The sequence below is a fragment of the Eubacterium ramulus genome, assembly GCF_045002895.1.
GTDB lineage: Bacteria > Bacillota > Clostridia > Lachnospirales > Lachnospiraceae > Eubacterium_I > Eubacterium_I ramulus.
The window spans coordinates 2,050,186-2,065,689 of record NZ_CP173382.1 but is presented as its reverse complement, the minus strand read 5'-3'; the positions used below and the strand labels follow the sequence as shown (position 1 = coordinate 2,065,689).

Genomic DNA, 15,504 nt, shown 5'->3' with positions numbered 1-15,504 from the left:
AGTCTGATATGAGATACAAGGTATAGAATGAGATCATATGAGGAGAGAGACATGAGAAAGGGCTACAAAGCAAAAAACAGGTGGAGCGCAGGATTTCTCCTGCTGCTCCTTGTGGCAGTCTGGCTGACTGCCATGCCGCGGCAGGTATGGGCCGCAGATCGGTTACCGGATGTAAAGCAGATGGAGGAAGGCATCGTGTCATGGAAGAGCAGTTCGGAAGGTGAGAAGGAACTGCTGACAGGAGAACTGCGTGATCAGGCCGGGAGCGCCGGCAGTGACTGGTTTGCGTTTGATGTGGCGCGCATGGGAAGTGCTACGGAAGAACAACGGGCAGCATACCTGGCCAGATTGCAGGATGCAGTGGAGGCGGTGTATGCAAACAAAGAAGACAGTATGATGAGATTACGGATTTCCGATATTCACCGTATGGCACTGACTGTCATTGCATGTGGTGGGGATCCGGAAAATTTCGGTACGGATCCGGATGGAAATCCCATCAATCTCATTCATGATACCGTATGGAACAGCAACAGCTGCTGGGGAGACCCGGGGGATCAGGGGATCAACGGTTATATCTGGGCACTGTTGACCATTGACGCAAAGAATTATCAGGAGCCGGAAGGCGCTGAGTGGACCAGAGAAAAACTGATCAGTGAACTGTTATCCCGACAGCTGGCAGATGGCGGTTTCGGACTGATCAAGACAGACCCTTCTGATGTGGATTTGACTTCCATGGTACTGACGGCATTGGCGCCTTATCGGGGACAGGACAAGACATATACTTATACCGGAATCATTTCCGGGCAGGAAGAGACATCCACTGTGGATGCGGTGGCAGAGAAAGCGTTTGCACGCTTAAGCGAGCTGCAGGCAGATGACGGAAGCATGCTGACTTACGATGAACGTACTTCCGAGAGTACCGCATGGGCGATGATCGCGCTGGCATCCTGGGGCAGAGATCCGGAGCAGGATGGTGCCTTTATAAAAAATGGTAAAACACTCATCGACGGTATGCAGGCATTTTGTCTGGCAGATGGTGGTATCATCCATAGCCTGGATAGCGATGAGAAAGAAACTGAGGGCAATAACATGGCCGGTTATCAGACGCTTTACGGTCTGGAGGCAGTGCGCCGTCTCTGGGAAGGACAGACGAGACTGTTCGAGATGACAGATGCACAGACGGTTTCTGCAGATGCCATTGCGGCAGCAGACAAGAAGCTTCCGGCACTGAGCGATACAGATACAACAGATACACGCAGCAGTGAGGAAGTGGAGGCGGATGTAAGCAACAGAACCTTATATCTGACTGCTGGTATTGCCGTTGTGATCGTTGTGGTGGTTGTGATTTTCCTTGTTCTGGTATTAAAAGAGAGCAAAAAGAAAAAAGCGTCGGCACAGAATGCGCAGCTTGACGACGATGATGATGACGAGTGGTAAGGACAGGATGATGGCATGAAAAAAAATATTGTAATGATCGGAATCATGCTGGTACTGGCACTGGTTCTGATAAGAGGAACCAAAATTCAGTCCGTGGACGAATACTATCTGACGCATATGGAGGATATTCAGGAAGATTCCGAGACCGTTACGATCAGTATCAAATGTGATACTCTGCGTCAGCCTGAGAACTGGGAAAAACTAAACAAACAGTTGAAGGACGAAAAATATGTTCCGAACGATGGTGTCATTCTTCCGGAAACGACCTATGTACTGCGAAAAGGCGATACGGCATTTGATATTTTGAAACGCGCCTGCCAGTACAACAAAATTTCCATGGAATACAACGGTCCGGACACGAACAAGTACAGCACGGTGTTTATCCGCGGCATTAATCATGTCACGGACTATTCCTGTGGAGAACTGTCCGGCTGGATGTATAAGGTAAACGGCAGTTTCCCGGGGAAGGGACCAAGTGCTTATAAGCTGAAGGACAAAGATACGATCGAGTGGGTATATACCTGTGATCTTGGCAGAGATGTCGGAGACGACTATTATGAAAAGATAAAAAATCAGAAAAACAAAAAGAATGGAAACAAAACAGATTCTGAGAAACAAGACACAGAGAAAGAATCAGCAGGAGAGGGGGATGCAAAATGAATGGGTATGAAAGTTATCATCCTGCCGTACAGTTTCTGTACTATGCACTGGCTGTCGGATTTTCCATGGTCAGCATGCATCCGGTGGTGATCGCGGCATCCATAATTGGCGGAATGCTGTTGTTCAGCATCCGAAATACTCCTCGCAAAATTGTAGAAGAATTGTTTTTTTTCTTCTGTCTGTTTTTTATGCTGGCAGTGATGAATCCGATATTTATTCACAGCGGTGAGACCATTTTGTTTTTTATGAATGATAATCCTGTGACGCTGGAAGCACTGATCTATGGAACAGTTTCGGCCGGTATGCTGGTGGGCGTGCTGCTCTGGTGTAAATGTTATACGACAATTCTGACTACAGACAAATTCCTGTATCTGTTTGGAAAAATCATTCCAAAGATGGGACTGATCCTGTCTATGGTATTCCGGTTTATTCCGCTGTTTAAACTGCAGATCCATAAGATCAATCAGGCTCAGAAGACCATGGGACTTTATGCCACAGACAGTATTCCGGACAAAATCGGCGGCGGTATGCGTGTTTTTGACAGTCTGCTTGCCTGGTCGATGGAAAACTCCATTGACACGGCGGATTCAATGAAAGCAAGAGGATATGGTCTGCCGGGAAGAACCAGTTTTACACTGTTTAAGTTTCAGACCAGAGATGCCATTGTAATGGGGATCATGGGTGTGCTGGCAGTGATCACACTGTTTTGTTTCCTGAAAGGATCTTTTGAAATGTATTATTATCCGTATGTAGCTGATATCAAAACAGACCATCTGGCTGTTGTCGGATATGTAAGTGTTTTAATATTTATGTGTATTCCGGGTATTTTGGAATTGAAGGAGAAAGTGTTATGGAGTTACTTAAAGTCGAAAATCTGACTTTTACATATCCGAAGCAGAATCCGGATGCGGCTGAGCCAGAACCGACGCTTCAGAATGTATCTTTTCAGGTGCAGGAAGGAGCGTTTGTGGTGGTTTGCGGAGAATCCGGATGTGGCAAGACCACGTTGCTGAAACTGCTGAAGCGAGAGCTTGCCCCGGCAGGAGAACGTTCCGGAAACATCTGGTTTCACGGCGTGGAACAGGCAGCGTTGACGGAACGGGAAGCTGCCTGTGAGATTGGATTTGTTTTACAGAATCCGGAGAATCAGACAGTAACAGATAAAGTCTGGCATGAACTTGCGTTTGGGCTGGAAAATATGGGGGTACCGACCCCGGTCATTCGTCGTCGAGTGGCAGAGATGGCATGTTTTTTTGGAATTGATGACTGGTTCCGGAAAAAAACCACAGAACTTTCCGGGGGTCAGAAACAGCTGCTGAACCTTGCAGCTGTCATGGTCATGCAGCCAAAACTGCTGATATTGGATGAACCGACAAGCCAGTTGGATCCGATCGCAGCTTCTGACTTTATCAATACACTGCGAAAAATCAACAAGGAACTTGGCCTGACCATCATTATGACAGAACATCGTCTGGAGGATGTTTTCCCGGTGGCAGATCAGGCGCTGATCATGGACCAGGGCAGAGTCTTGTTGATGGAGCCGCCGCGGCAGGCCGGTAAAGATCTGAAAAAACTGAATTCAAATCACAAGATGCTGGTTGGTATGCCAAGCGCCCTGCGGATTTATCATGGACTGGATGTGGAAGAGGAAGAGTGTCCGCTGACTGTCCGTGACGGGCGGATGTTTCTGGAAAAGAATTACCGCAATGAAATCCGCCATTTTGAACGGAAGAATGAGACTGTTTCCGAGGATGCACCGTTTGTCATGCGCATGAAGGATATCTGCTTCCGGTATGCGAAGGATCTGCCGGATGTGCTGGATGGGGTAGCACTGTCCGTACGCCAGGGCGAGATTATCAGCCTTCTGGGTGGAAACGGTGCAGGCAAGACAACACTGTTGAAAATCATCTCCGGAACCTGCAAACCGTACCGCGGCAAAATTGAAGTATTTGGGAAGCGTCTGCAGAAATATTCCGGAAAAGAGCTGTATGTGAACAAACTGGCATTTCTGCCACAGAACCCACAGACTGTATTCTTAAAAATGACTGTGCGGGAAGATTATGCAGAAGTGCGAAGAACGATGGGATACAGCAAAGAACAGATGGCACAAAAGACAGAGGAGATTGCTGCGACGCTGCACATCGAACACCTGCTGGACCGCCATCCGTACGATCTCAGCGGCGGCGAGCAGCAGAAAGCAGCCATTGGAAAAATTCTGCTGCTGCAGCCGAAACTGCTTCTGTTAGATGAGCCGACGAAAGGCATTGATGCCTGGTCCAAACGGCAGCTTGGAATGCTTCTGAAACAGTTGAAACAACAGGGCATTACTATTATCATGGTAACCCATGATGTGGAGTTTGCAGCAGAAGTTTCTGACCGCTGCGGACTGTTTTTTGATCATGAGATCACATCTCTGGATGTACCGGAGGAATTTTTCTGTAATAATAACTATTATACGACGGCAGCCAACCGTATTTCCCGCAAGGCTTTTGATAACACCATTACCTGTGAGGAAGTCATTGCTTTGTGCAGGCAGAACGGAAAAAAAACGGATACTTCTGTACAGATGCAGGAGCGGAGGTAGCATATGAGCAGTGAAAAACGACGAATTAGGAATGATGTGATCATGATCGGCAGCATAGTGGCGTTGATCGTTCTTGGCGTGCGATTATTTTCTGACCGGAGGTATACGCTGGTGTCCATGATGATCGCATTTCTGGCATGCTTCTTTTTCTATCTGACTTATGAGAAGAAAGAAGGCAGTATCCGCCGGATGGTCATGATCGCAGTTATGACGACCATCACGGTCATCAGCAGACTGATCTTCGGTGTAGTGCCCGGCTTCAAACCGATGTCAGCCATTATCATTCTGACCGGTATTTTTATGGGGCCGGAGTGTGGGTTTCTGGTAGGATCCCTCTCTGCACTGACTTCGAATATTTTCTTTGGACAGGGGCCATGGACTCCGTTTCAGATGCTGACATGGGGAATCATCGGATTTCTGTCCGGACTTCCGGGGATGCGAAAAGTGCTGCGCAACCGCATACCGCTGATAATCTGGGGCATGCTGATGGGAATGCTGTATTCCGGTATTATGGATATCTGGACAGTGCTGGATCTGACAGGTGTGTGGTCCTGGAAACGGTATCTGATGGCACTGAGCACAGCTGTACCATATATTATTGCCTATATGTCATCCAATGTGGTCTTTTTGATGATTGGATTAAAACCGTTGGGTGAGAAGCTGAATCGTGTGCAGACGAAGCATGGGATTTTTTAATCACAGTTCACCCATCACATGTATTCAGGTAATGATCATGCTTGTATGAGGAATTACCTGGATACATAGTGACGGAATCGGTTGCTTTTTTTCTATCAGTTATGTTATACTAAGTCCGCTTACATAAAACGCAGTACATATATGCGTTTATTTATGTAAGCGGACTTAGATTTTTGTTACTACACAGAATCCGAAGAAAATTTAAAGAGATTGTTTAGTGAGGAGTTGAGAAGATGTTTAAAGTGAATGACAACTATCAGAAACTTCCGGGCAGCTATCTGTTCAGCACGATTGCAAAAAAAGTAAGTGCATACCAGGCTGCAAATCCGGAGAAAACATTGATTCGTCTTGGAATCGGTGATGTTACCCAGCCACTGGCACCTGCAATTATCGATGCAATGCATGGTGCAGTTACAGAAATGGGAAATGCAGAGACCTTCCACGGTTATGCACCGGATCTCGGATATGAGTTCCTGCGCACTGCCATTGCGGACAATGACTATAAAGCAAGAGGATGCGACATCAGCGCAGATGAGATTTTTGTATCCGACGGAGCAAAGAGTGATTCCGGAAATATCCAGGAGATTTTTTCCGTAGATAACCGCATCGCTGTATGTGATCCGGTTTACCCGGTTTATGTGGATTCCAATGTTATGGCAGGCAGAACCGGTACTTACGATCCGAAAACTGAGATGTGGAGCAATGTCATCTACATGCCATGCACAAAAGAGAACAATTTCGTTCCGGAGTTCCCGAAGGAAGATCCGGACATCATTTATCTGTGTCTGCCAAATAATCCGACAGGTACTACCATCACAAAAGACCAGCTGCAGGAGTGGGTTGACTATGCCAACCGGATCGGTGCAGTGATCATTTATGACGGTGCATACGAAGCATACATTTCCGAGGATAATGTAGCTCATACGATCTATGAGTGCGAAGGCGCAAGAACTTGTGCCATCGAGCTGAAGAGTTTTTCAAAAAATGCCGGATTTACAGGTGTCCGTCTCGGATATGCCGTTGTTCCGAAAGACTTGAAATGCGGCGAGGTATCCTTGCATCAGATGTGGGCAAGACGTCACGGAACCAAATTCAACGGAGCTCCGTACATCGTACAGCGTGCCGGTGAGGCTGTATACAGCGAGGCAGGCAAAGCACAGTTAAAAGAACAGGTTGCATATTATATGAAAAATGCAGCAGCCATCAAAGGCGGACTGCAGAACGCAGGCTTTGAGGTGTTTGGCGGTGTGAACGCACCATATATCTGGTTAAAGACACCGGATCAGATGACATCCTGGGAGTTTTTCGATTACCTGCTTGAAAAGGCAAACGTTGTAGGTACACCGGGATCCGGATTCGGACCGAGTGGAGAGGGATACTTCAGACTGACAGCATTTGGAACGTATGAGAATACACTTGCTGCTCTGGAGCGCATCAAAGCGTTATAGGAAATTATGATAAAAAACTGTCGCATTTCGGTGCGACGGTTTTTTAAAATTAAGAAAATCTATTTGCTTTCATTGTAAATAGTGGTTTGAACATGCGCATTTTAATGCGTGGCAAAAGAAAACACAAGAGAAAAGACGTCTTAGTCTGTCTCTTGTGTTTTCTTGCATTTATTTCTTGAAAGATGCACGTTTTCTTAAAGTCGGATCAAGGATCTTCTTACGGATTCTCAGGCTTTCCGGAGTTACTTCCAGAAGCTCATCGGTATCAATGAAGTCAAGTGCCTGCTCCAGACTCAGAATTCTCGGCGGTGTCAATGTCAGTGCCTCGTCAGCAGAAGAGGAACGTGTATTGGTCAGATGTTTCTTTTTGCAGACATTTAATTCAATATCCTCACCACGGGAACACTGTCCGATGACCATGCCGGAGTATACTTTTTCACCAGGTCCGATAAACAGGGAACCACGCTCCTGTGCGGAGAACAGACCGTATGCTACGGACTCACCGGACTCGAAAGCAATCAGGGAACCAAGTTTACGATACTGGATATCTCCACGGTATGGTTCATAGCCACAGAAGATGGTGTTGATGATGCCGTTACCTTTTGTGTCTGTCATAAAATCGCCACGGTAACCGATGAGACCACGGGACGGAATTTTGAATTCCAGACGGGTATAACCGCCGCTGATGCTTCCCATATTCTGCAGCTCACCTTTACGCTGGCTCAGTTTCTCGATAACAACACCGGTGAACTCATCCGGTACATCGATGTAAGCCTGTTCCATTGGCTCTGTTTTTTTGCCATTCTCATCTGTATGGTACAGAACTTCTGCTTTACTTACTGCAAATTCATAACCTTCACGACGCATGTTCTCGATCAGAACAGACAGATGCAGCTCGCCACGACCGGACACTTTGAAGCTGTCGGCACTGTCAGTTTCCTCTACACGGAGGGAAACATCTGTGTTCAGCTCTTTGAAGAGACGGTCACGGATATGACGGGAAGTAATGTATTTTCCTTCCTGACCTGCCAGCGGGCTGTCATTTACGATGAAATTCATGGAGATGGTCGGCTCGGAAATCTTCTGGAACGGGATCGCTACCGGATTTTCCGGATCACAGATCGTATCACCGATATGGATATCTGCAATACCGGAGATCGCTACGATGGATCCGATCTTTGCTTCTTTTACTTCTACTTTATTTAATCCGTCAAACTCATACAGTTTGCTGATGCGGACTTTTTTCTGTTTTTCCGGATCGTGTGCGTTCAGCATGATGGCATCCTGGTTCACACGCAGGCAGCCGTTGTCGACTTTGCCGACACCGATACGTCCAACGTACTCATTGTAGTCGATGGTACTGATCAGAACCTGTGTGTTTGCATCCGGATCACCTTCCGGAGCCGGAATGTAGTTTAAGATTGTCTCAAACAGCGGCATCATATCTTTCGGCTCGTCGTCAAGACTCAGGGTTGCATAACCGTTCTTTGCAGATGCGTAAACGAATGGGCAGTCAAGCTGCTCATCGGAAGCATCCAGATCCATGAACAGTTCCAGAACTTCGTCGATGACTTCATCCGGTCTTGCCTCAGGACGATCGATTTTGTTAATGCAGACGATAACCGGAAGATTCAGTTCCAGTGCTTTCATCAGAACAAATTTTGTCTGAGGCATAGCACCCTCAAATGCGTCAACCACAAGGATAACGCCATTTACCATTTTCAGGACACGCTCTACCTCTCCACCGAAATCAGCATGACCCGGAGTATCAATGATGTTGATTTTTGTATCTTTGTAAAATACTGCAGTATTTTTAGACAGAATCGTGATTCCTCGTTCACGCTCGATGTCATTGGAATCCATGACACGTTCCTGCACTTCCTGATTCTGACGGAAGACGCCGGATTGTTTCAGCAGCTCGTCTACCAGTGTTGTTTTGCCGTGGTCTACGTGAGCGATGATAGCAATATTACGAATGTCCTCTCTTTTTGTTTTCATTACATGTATCCTTCCTTCTGAATAAATCAGTTGTTTATAGTTTCGTCTATCGAAATGATAAAAAATGTAGTCTTTATATCAGTGCAACCAATTTATTTTATCACAAAATGAGAATTTGACAAGAGGAAGAATAAAAAATGTTATCGACAAAAATAACTATAATATTCATTCACTGAATGATACATTATGGGAGCCGGAAGACAAAAGCTGCTGCAGAAAACCCAGACCACAGAGGGGAGCGTTTCTGCTGAAGTTCAGGTTCTAAACGCGAAAAAAAAGAATAAATTAAAAACACAAGGAAGTACATGTAGAAAGATACATGTGAAGAAGGGAGCACAATTATGACAGATAAATTGTTTGAAAACAACCAGGTGACAATGATGGGTGAGATTGTTTCAGCGTTTCAATTCAGTCATGAAGTATTTGGAGAAGGTTTTTACATGGTGGAACTGGCGGTGAGCCGTCTGAGTAATTACTCCGATTATATCCCGCTGATGGTTTCAGAACGCCTGATCGATACTGAACAGGATTACACCGGGCAGTTCATCCGGGTCAGCGGACAGTTCCGGTCTTATAACCGCCATGAAGAAAAGAAAAATCGTCTTGTGCTGTCGGTGTTTGTCAGAGAACTGGAGTTTTTGGATGAGATAGATGAAAATGAGAAAACAAACCAGATCTTTCTGGATGGCTATATCTGCAAAGAACCGATTTACCGAAAAACGCCTCTGGGAAGGGAGATTGCCGATGTGCTGCTGGCAGTGAACCGGTCTTATGGAAAGTCAGATTACATACCATGCATCTGCTGGGGCAGAAATGCACGGTTTGCCTCCGGGTTCACAGTGGGATGCCACATTCAGATCGTTGGCAGGGTGCAGAGCCGGGAATATGTCAAACGGATCAGTGAGGAAGAAGTGGAGCACCGGGTGGCATACGAAGTATCTGTGAGTAAGGTGGATCTGTTGGAAGACGAATAGAAATATTTGCATTTTTTGGATAAATGTGCTATCTTAAATCCGGTTTGAGGATCGTTCTGATGCTGCAAATGTAGAAATAAAGCATCCGATACAGAATATGCAGGCTGCAAAGAAGCATATGTGACTTCAAAGGAGGAGACTATGAGTACAGGAAAAATACAGGTATATTATGGTGCCGGCAGGGGAAAGACATCGGCGGCATTAGGATATGCCATTCATGAGGCAAGCAAGGGAGAATCCGTCATTGTAATTCAGTTTTTAAAACGGAAAGATGAAGATGAGATCAGCTTTCTCGGACGTCTCGAACCGGAGATCCGTCTGTTTCGTTTTCAGAAATCAGAGAAATATTACAATGAACTGCCGGATGAAGGACAGTTAGAAGAGCAGATGAATATGAAAAACGGCATCAATTATGCCAGAAAGGTACTGCAGACAGGGGAGTGCAATATTCTGATCCTGGATGAGGTACTGGGACTCCTGAATGAGCAGATTGTGTCAGAAGAGGAGATTGTTCAGTTGATGGAACTGAAATCCGATGATATGGATCTGATCATGACCGGACAGATCATCAGCGACGGTATCATTACTCATGCAGATGAGGTGTATGAAATCTGCATCAAAAAGGAAGGATAGAAGAAATCCTTCTGTGAACTATAATAAATATGTGAAAAGTCTGTATAAAAATACAAACCGAAGGTTGACAATTCTGTTTCAAAGTGTTATATTGAGCACCAACAAAACATTAACAGATAGAGGTTGCGTGGATTAAGAGTAATCTGCCGTATGTTCCGATTCACAGATGAGGGCAGAGGAAAGGAAGACACGCCGAAAGAATATATGGGAACGGCTGTATATTGCTTGGGGGCAATGTGAAGAACATTGTAACTGTCATCGGAAACGATGGTGCGCTATCACTGAAATAGGACGTTTAATTCGTTTGTGTATTTAAGACATGAATCAGTTTCAGGAACCAGCGCGTGAGCTGGTTCATTTTTTTGTCAATCTATTCAGAAAAAGCAGTAATTCGTTTCGTTTGTTGAAAGTATATAGGTAGGAGGAGTTTGAAATGCCAATTTTCAAAGGAGCAGGTGTTGCAATTGTTACACCGATGAAAGAGAATTTAGAAGTTAACTATGAACTGCTGGAGAGAAACATCAATTATCAGATTGATAACGGTACAGATGCCATTATTATTGCCGGTACAACCGGTGAGAGTGCAACTTTATCCGAAGAAGAACATAAAAAAGTTGTAAAAGCAGCCATTGAGTTTACAAAACACCGTGTTCCGGTCATTGCAGGAACCGGTTCTAACAGTACGCAGACAGCCATCGAGCTTTCTCAGGAAGCTGACAAAGACGGTGCAGATGCTGTTCTGATCGTAACACCTTACTATAACAAAGCAACACAGAAAGGTCTTATTGCACATTATACCAGCGTTGCAAATTCTATCAAAGTGCCGGTGATCATGTACAATGTTCCGTCCAGAACAGGCTGTGGACTGAATCCGGAGACCATCGCACATCTGGTAAAAAATGTAGATAATATTGTAGGTCTGAAAGATGCCACCGGAGATCTGTCTCACGCAGCAAAAACCATGAACCTGTGTGACGGAAAACTGGAACTGTATTCCGGAAATGATGATCAGGTAGTTCCGCTGTTATCACTGGGCGGTCTGGGTGTAATTTCTGTATTATCTAATATCGCACCGCGCCAGACCCATGATATCGTGATGGAGTTTCTGGAGGGAGATTATAAGAAAGCAGCAAAATTACAGCTGGATGCAATTCCACTGATCAACGCATTATTCTGTGAAGTAAACCCGATTCCGGTAAAAACAGCCATGAACATGCTTGGCTGGGAAGCAGGTCCGCTGAGAGCACCACTGTGTGAGATGGAAGATGCACACAAGGAGATGCTCCGTCAGGAAATGATCAGATACGGTTTATTAAAATAAATACAATAAATTGTCTTGCCCCCGCATGATGTGCGGGGGTATTATTAAATAGAAAGATTACGGAGGAAGATAAATTATGACAAAAGTAATTATGAATGGATGCAACGGACATATGGGTCATGTGATCAGTGATCTGTGTGAAAAAGATCCTGAGATTGAGATCGTGGCAGGCATTGACATCAACACGGAGCAGCATTACGGCTATCCGGTATTTGCAAATATTGGAGACTGCGATGTGGCAGCTGATGCCATTATTGATTTTTCACATGTCAGCTGTATTGATGCTCTTATGGCATATTGCGTATCCCGTCAGATTCCGGTGGTTGTATGTACCACAGGTCTTTCCGGTGAGCAGGACGCTCTGTTAAAAACATCCAGCGAGAAAGTCGCTGTATTGAAATCAGCAAATATGTCTCTGGGTGTGAATACTTTGATGGAATTGCTTCAGACGGCTGCAAAGGTGCTGGCTCCGGCAGGATTTGACATGGAGATCGTGGAGAAACATCACAATCAGAAGCTGGATGCTCCGAGCGGAACTGCCATTGCGCTGGCTGATTCCATGAATGAAGCACTGGATGAGGCATATTCCTACAAATATGACCGTTCTCAGGAACGTAAGAAACGTGACAAATATGAGATCGGCATTCAGGCGGTCCGCGGCGGTAATATCGTCGGTGAACATGAAGTAATCTTTGCAGGAACGGATGAAGTGATCACATTCAAACATACTGCATATTCCAAAGCCATCTTTGGCAAGGGAGCCATTGAGGCAGCAAAATATCTGGCAGGAAAACCGGCCGGATTTTACGGAATGGCAGATGTGATCAAGAGTGCATCCTAAAACACGAACGATTTAATAAGGGGGATAACCAGGCATGGAAAATGCAGATATCAAGTATTTGAAGGTACTGGCAACACAATATCCAAACATTGCAGCAGCAGCGACAGAAATCGTCAATCTGAAGGCAATCTTAAGTCTGCCGAAAGCCACAGAGCATTTTATTACAGACGTTCACGGGGAATATGAACAGTTTCGGCATGTTATGTGCAACGGTTCCGGAGCCGTACAGCGCAAGATTGAAGACGAATTCGGAAGTTCTCTTGGAATTCCGGAGAAACGTACCCTGGCGACATTGATCTATTATCCGGAATTGAAGATCAAACAGATTGAGGGAAAACTGACACAGCGGGAAAATCTGGAAGACTGGTATAAAGTGACAATCTTCCGTCTGATCCGCGTATGTAAAAATGCATCATCCAAGTATACCCGTTCCAAAGTGCGGAAATCATTGCCAAAAGATTTTGCATATATTATTGAGGAACTGATGACAGGAAGACCGGATGTGGCAGATCAGGAAGCGTATTATAATGAAATCATCAACTCTGTCATCCACACCGGCAGAGCCGCACAGCTGATCATTGATTTCTGCTATCTGGTGCGCAGATTTACCGTAGATCATCTGCATGTGGTAGGCGATATTTTTGACCGAGGTCCATACCCGCATCTGATCATGGATGATCTGATGACTCATCATTCTGTGGACATCCAATGGGGAAACCACGATATCCTGTGGATGGGAGCAGCGGCCGGTTCCGTACCATGTATGTGCAATATGCTGCGTATTTCCGCCCGTTACGGCAACCTGGCGATTCTGGAGGATGCGTACGGGATCAATATGATCCCACTGATGCGGCTTGCCATTGATTGCTATCAGGGACATACAAGTAAGACATTCAATGTTCATGTGCGGGATGATGATAAGGAATACGACAGGGATTATGCAGAGATGGATGCCATGATGCACAAAGCCATCACCATCATTCAGTTCAAGGTGGAAGGGCAGCTGATCAAGAAGCATCCGGAGTGGAATATGAAGGAACGTCTGCTGCTGGACAAGATTGATTATAAGCAGGGAACCATCAAACTGGGCGGCAAAGAATATCCGTTGAATGACACCTATTTTCCGACCATTGATCCAAAGGATCCATATAAACTGACTCATGAAGAGGAAGACGTAGTGGAACGACTGAAAAACAGCTTTCTCGGCAGTGAGCGTCTGCAGCGTCATATCCGTTTCCTGTATACAAAAGGAAGCCTCTATAAAGTATATAATGGAAACCTGCTGTATCATGGATGCGTGCCGTTGAATGAGGATGGCAGTTTTATGAAAGTCAGGATTTTTGACAAAACTTACAGTGGAAAGGCGTTGTACGATATTCTGGAGCATTATGCCAGAAAAGGATATTATTCCATTGATCCGCAGGAGAAGCAACGAGGTGAGGATATCCTGTGGTTTATCTGGAAAAACAAACATTCACCGGTGTTTGGAAAAGAACGTATGGCGACGTTTGAGCGTTACTTTATTGATGCCACGGAAACGCACGAAGAGCCAAAAAATGCTTACTACCGTCTCTTTGAGAAGGAAGAGATCGTAGATAAGATTCTGAAGGAATTCGGACTTCCGGTGCAGGGGGCACATATCATTAACGGTCATATTCCGGTCATTGTGAAAAAAGGTGAATCACCGGTAAAATGCGGCGGCAAGCTGTTGGTCATTGACGGTGGATTTTCCAAGGCATATCAGCCGAAGACCGGCATCGCCGGCTACACGCTGATCTACAACTCCTACGGTCTGGTATTGGCAGCACATGAGCCATTTACTTCTATGGAAGATACGGTGCTGAATGAGACTTGCATCCATTCCCATATCGTCATGGAACAGAATGTGGTGAAACGGAAAACCGTAAACGATACCGATACCGGAAAGGTATTGCGGGAGAATATTGCGGAACTGGAAGAACTGCTGCAGGCGTATCGAAGTGGTATGCTGGTGGAGAAGTTCTGAAAAACAGAATAATGAGATTCGAAAGAGGAATCAGCTGATTTTATATTTATTTTAGAATTGCTGCTTCCTCTTTTTGTTGACAATAATGATTAACGGTGTTAATATTTAGCGACAGTTAATTGTTAACACTGTTAAATATTGGGACGAGAAAAGCGTTCTCACTGCAGAGCATATGGAATGATAAGAACAGTGGGGTGTTTTGGAGCATAAGGAAAGGAGGACTATCCGGGAGTTATGGAAAATGCAAAGGATAAGAAAGAGGAACAGACAAAGAATGCGGATACTTCTGCAGCGCGTGAGATGAGATGCAGCTGTGCCGGATATATGGAACGGATAAAGGCCATAGACTCGATGGAAGATATGGAGCAGAACGTGTGGGAGGCACTGCATATGTTCCGAAAACTGAATATCGGAAGTATTCTTCCACACCTGAACAAAGGCGAGTTTGTATTGATGAACGGCATTTACCATGTGCAGAAGAAAATCAGTTCCGAGCATGGTGTAAAGATGTCTGATCTGGCGGAATATACGCATGCGCTGCCACCGGCAGTGTCACGCAGTATCAAAGCATTGGAAGAAAAAGGATATGTCAGACGTTTTGTGGATCAGAAAGACCGAAGAAATACACTGGTGGAGATTACAAAATCCGGGCAGGAGGTTCTGGATGAATCCAATGAGATTACGAATGAATTTATCCGCCGGGTATTTGAAAAAACGGATAAAGAAGAAATGGCGCGGCTGGTGAGTTATATTCACCAGCAATATGATCTGGCCAAAGAAGAACTGGAAAAAATCCGGCAGAGCCAGAAGAAAGCAGCTGATAAGCATACCGGTGCAAATCATAGTGCGAATGTCCGCTTTACAGACAGCTGAATTTGGAAACGCTTAGCGTAGTAGTAGTAAACAG

13 protein-coding genes and 1 riboswitch are annotated in these 15,504 nt (G+C 45.4%); of the genes, 12 read left to right on the top strand and 1 reads right to left on the bottom strand.

All coding sequences use genetic code 11. The features are described from left to right. Window positions 1-51 precede the first annotated feature (51 nt). The 6 genes from ACIRUQ_RS09770 (at window position 52) to ACIRUQ_RS09745 (ending at window position 6,825) form a co-directional block, all read left to right on the top strand. Complete coding sequence (locus ACIRUQ_RS09770; RefSeq protein ID WP_055290254.1) at window positions 52-1,437, top strand: hypothetical protein; 1,386 nt, start codon at window positions 52-54, stop codon at window positions 1,435-1,437. A gap of 15 nt (window positions 1,438-1,452) precedes the next feature. Next, complete coding sequence (locus ACIRUQ_RS09765) at window positions 1,453-2,097, top strand: DUF4430 domain-containing protein (RefSeq protein WP_021740260.1); 645 nt, start codon at window positions 1,453-1,455, stop codon at window positions 2,095-2,097. Beyond that, complete coding sequence (locus tag ACIRUQ_RS09760) at window positions 2,094-2,975, top strand: energy-coupling factor transporter transmembrane component T (RefSeq protein ID WP_021740259.1); 882 nt, start codon at window positions 2,094-2,096, stop codon at window positions 2,973-2,975. The genes ACIRUQ_RS09765 and ACIRUQ_RS09760 overlap by 4 nt, the downstream gene beginning before the upstream one ends. Next, on the top strand, window positions 2,948-4,681 hold the full coding sequence (locus tag ACIRUQ_RS09755; protein WP_022036215.1) for an ABC transporter ATP-binding protein: 1,734 nt from the start codon (window positions 2,948-2,950) through the stop codon (window positions 4,679-4,681). The genes ACIRUQ_RS09760 and ACIRUQ_RS09755 overlap by 28 nt, the downstream gene beginning before the upstream one ends. Window positions 4,682-4,684: 3 nt before the next feature. Continuing rightward, entirely contained in the window at window positions 4,685-5,377 is a 693-nt protein-coding gene (locus ACIRUQ_RS09750) for an ECF transporter S component (protein WP_021740257.1), read from the top strand. Between the two features lie 233 nt (window positions 5,378-5,610). After that, complete coding sequence (locus tag ACIRUQ_RS09745) at window positions 5,611-6,825, top strand: LL-diaminopimelate aminotransferase (RefSeq protein WP_021740256.1); 1,215 nt, start codon at window positions 5,611-5,613, stop codon at window positions 6,823-6,825. 168 nt (window positions 6,826-6,993) lie between these two features. On the opposite strand, the gene typA is transcribed toward ACIRUQ_RS09745, so the two are convergent. Continuing rightward, complete coding sequence (gene typA / locus ACIRUQ_RS09740; RefSeq protein WP_021740255.1) at window positions 6,994-8,823, bottom strand: translational GTPase TypA; 1,830 nt, start codon at window positions 8,821-8,823, stop codon at window positions 6,994-6,996. A 341-nt stretch (window positions 8,824-9,164) separates the two neighbouring features. Here typA and ACIRUQ_RS09735 point away from each other — a divergent pair, with 341 nt between their 5' ends. The 6 genes from ACIRUQ_RS09735 to ACIRUQ_RS09710 all read left to right on the top strand — a co-directional run bounded on the left by ACIRUQ_RS09735 (window position 9,165) and on the right by ACIRUQ_RS09710 (window position 15,470). After that, complete coding sequence (locus ACIRUQ_RS09735) at window positions 9,165-9,797, top strand: single-stranded DNA-binding protein (RefSeq protein WP_055290253.1); 633 nt, start codon at window positions 9,165-9,167, stop codon at window positions 9,795-9,797. A gap of 141 nt (window positions 9,798-9,938) precedes the next feature. Continuing rightward, on the top strand, window positions 9,939-10,430 hold the full coding sequence (locus tag ACIRUQ_RS09730) for a cob(I)yrinic acid a,c-diamide adenosyltransferase (RefSeq protein WP_021740252.1): 492 nt from the start codon (window positions 9,939-9,941) through the stop codon (window positions 10,428-10,430). 109 nt (window positions 10,431-10,539) lie between these two features. After that, window positions 10,540-10,716, top strand: a riboswitch (Lysine riboswitch). Window positions 10,717-10,863: 147 nt separating this feature from the next. Beyond that, a complete protein-coding gene (dapA, locus tag ACIRUQ_RS09725) occupies window positions 10,864-11,751 on the top strand; it encodes a 4-hydroxy-tetrahydrodipicolinate synthase (RefSeq protein WP_021740250.1) in 888 nt (295 codons plus the stop codon). A 76-nt stretch (window positions 11,752-11,827) separates the two neighbouring features. Then, window positions 11,828-12,592: a 4-hydroxy-tetrahydrodipicolinate reductase gene (dapB, locus tag ACIRUQ_RS09720; protein WP_021740249.1), complete on the top strand. Its 765-nt coding sequence runs from the start codon at window positions 11,828-11,830 to the stop codon at window positions 12,590-12,592. A 34-nt stretch (window positions 12,593-12,626) separates the two neighbouring features. After that, entirely contained in the window at window positions 12,627-14,597 is a 1,971-nt protein-coding gene (locus ACIRUQ_RS09715) for a fructose-bisphosphatase class III (RefSeq protein WP_021740248.1), read from the top strand. A 234-nt stretch (window positions 14,598-14,831) separates the two neighbouring features. Beyond that, window positions 14,832-15,470 carry a MarR family winged helix-turn-helix transcriptional regulator gene (locus ACIRUQ_RS09710; protein WP_021740247.1) on the top strand — a complete coding sequence of 213 codons (639 nt, stop codon included), beginning with the start codon at window positions 14,832-14,834 and terminating at the stop codon, window positions 15,468-15,470. Window positions 15,471-15,504 lie beyond the last annotated feature (34 nt).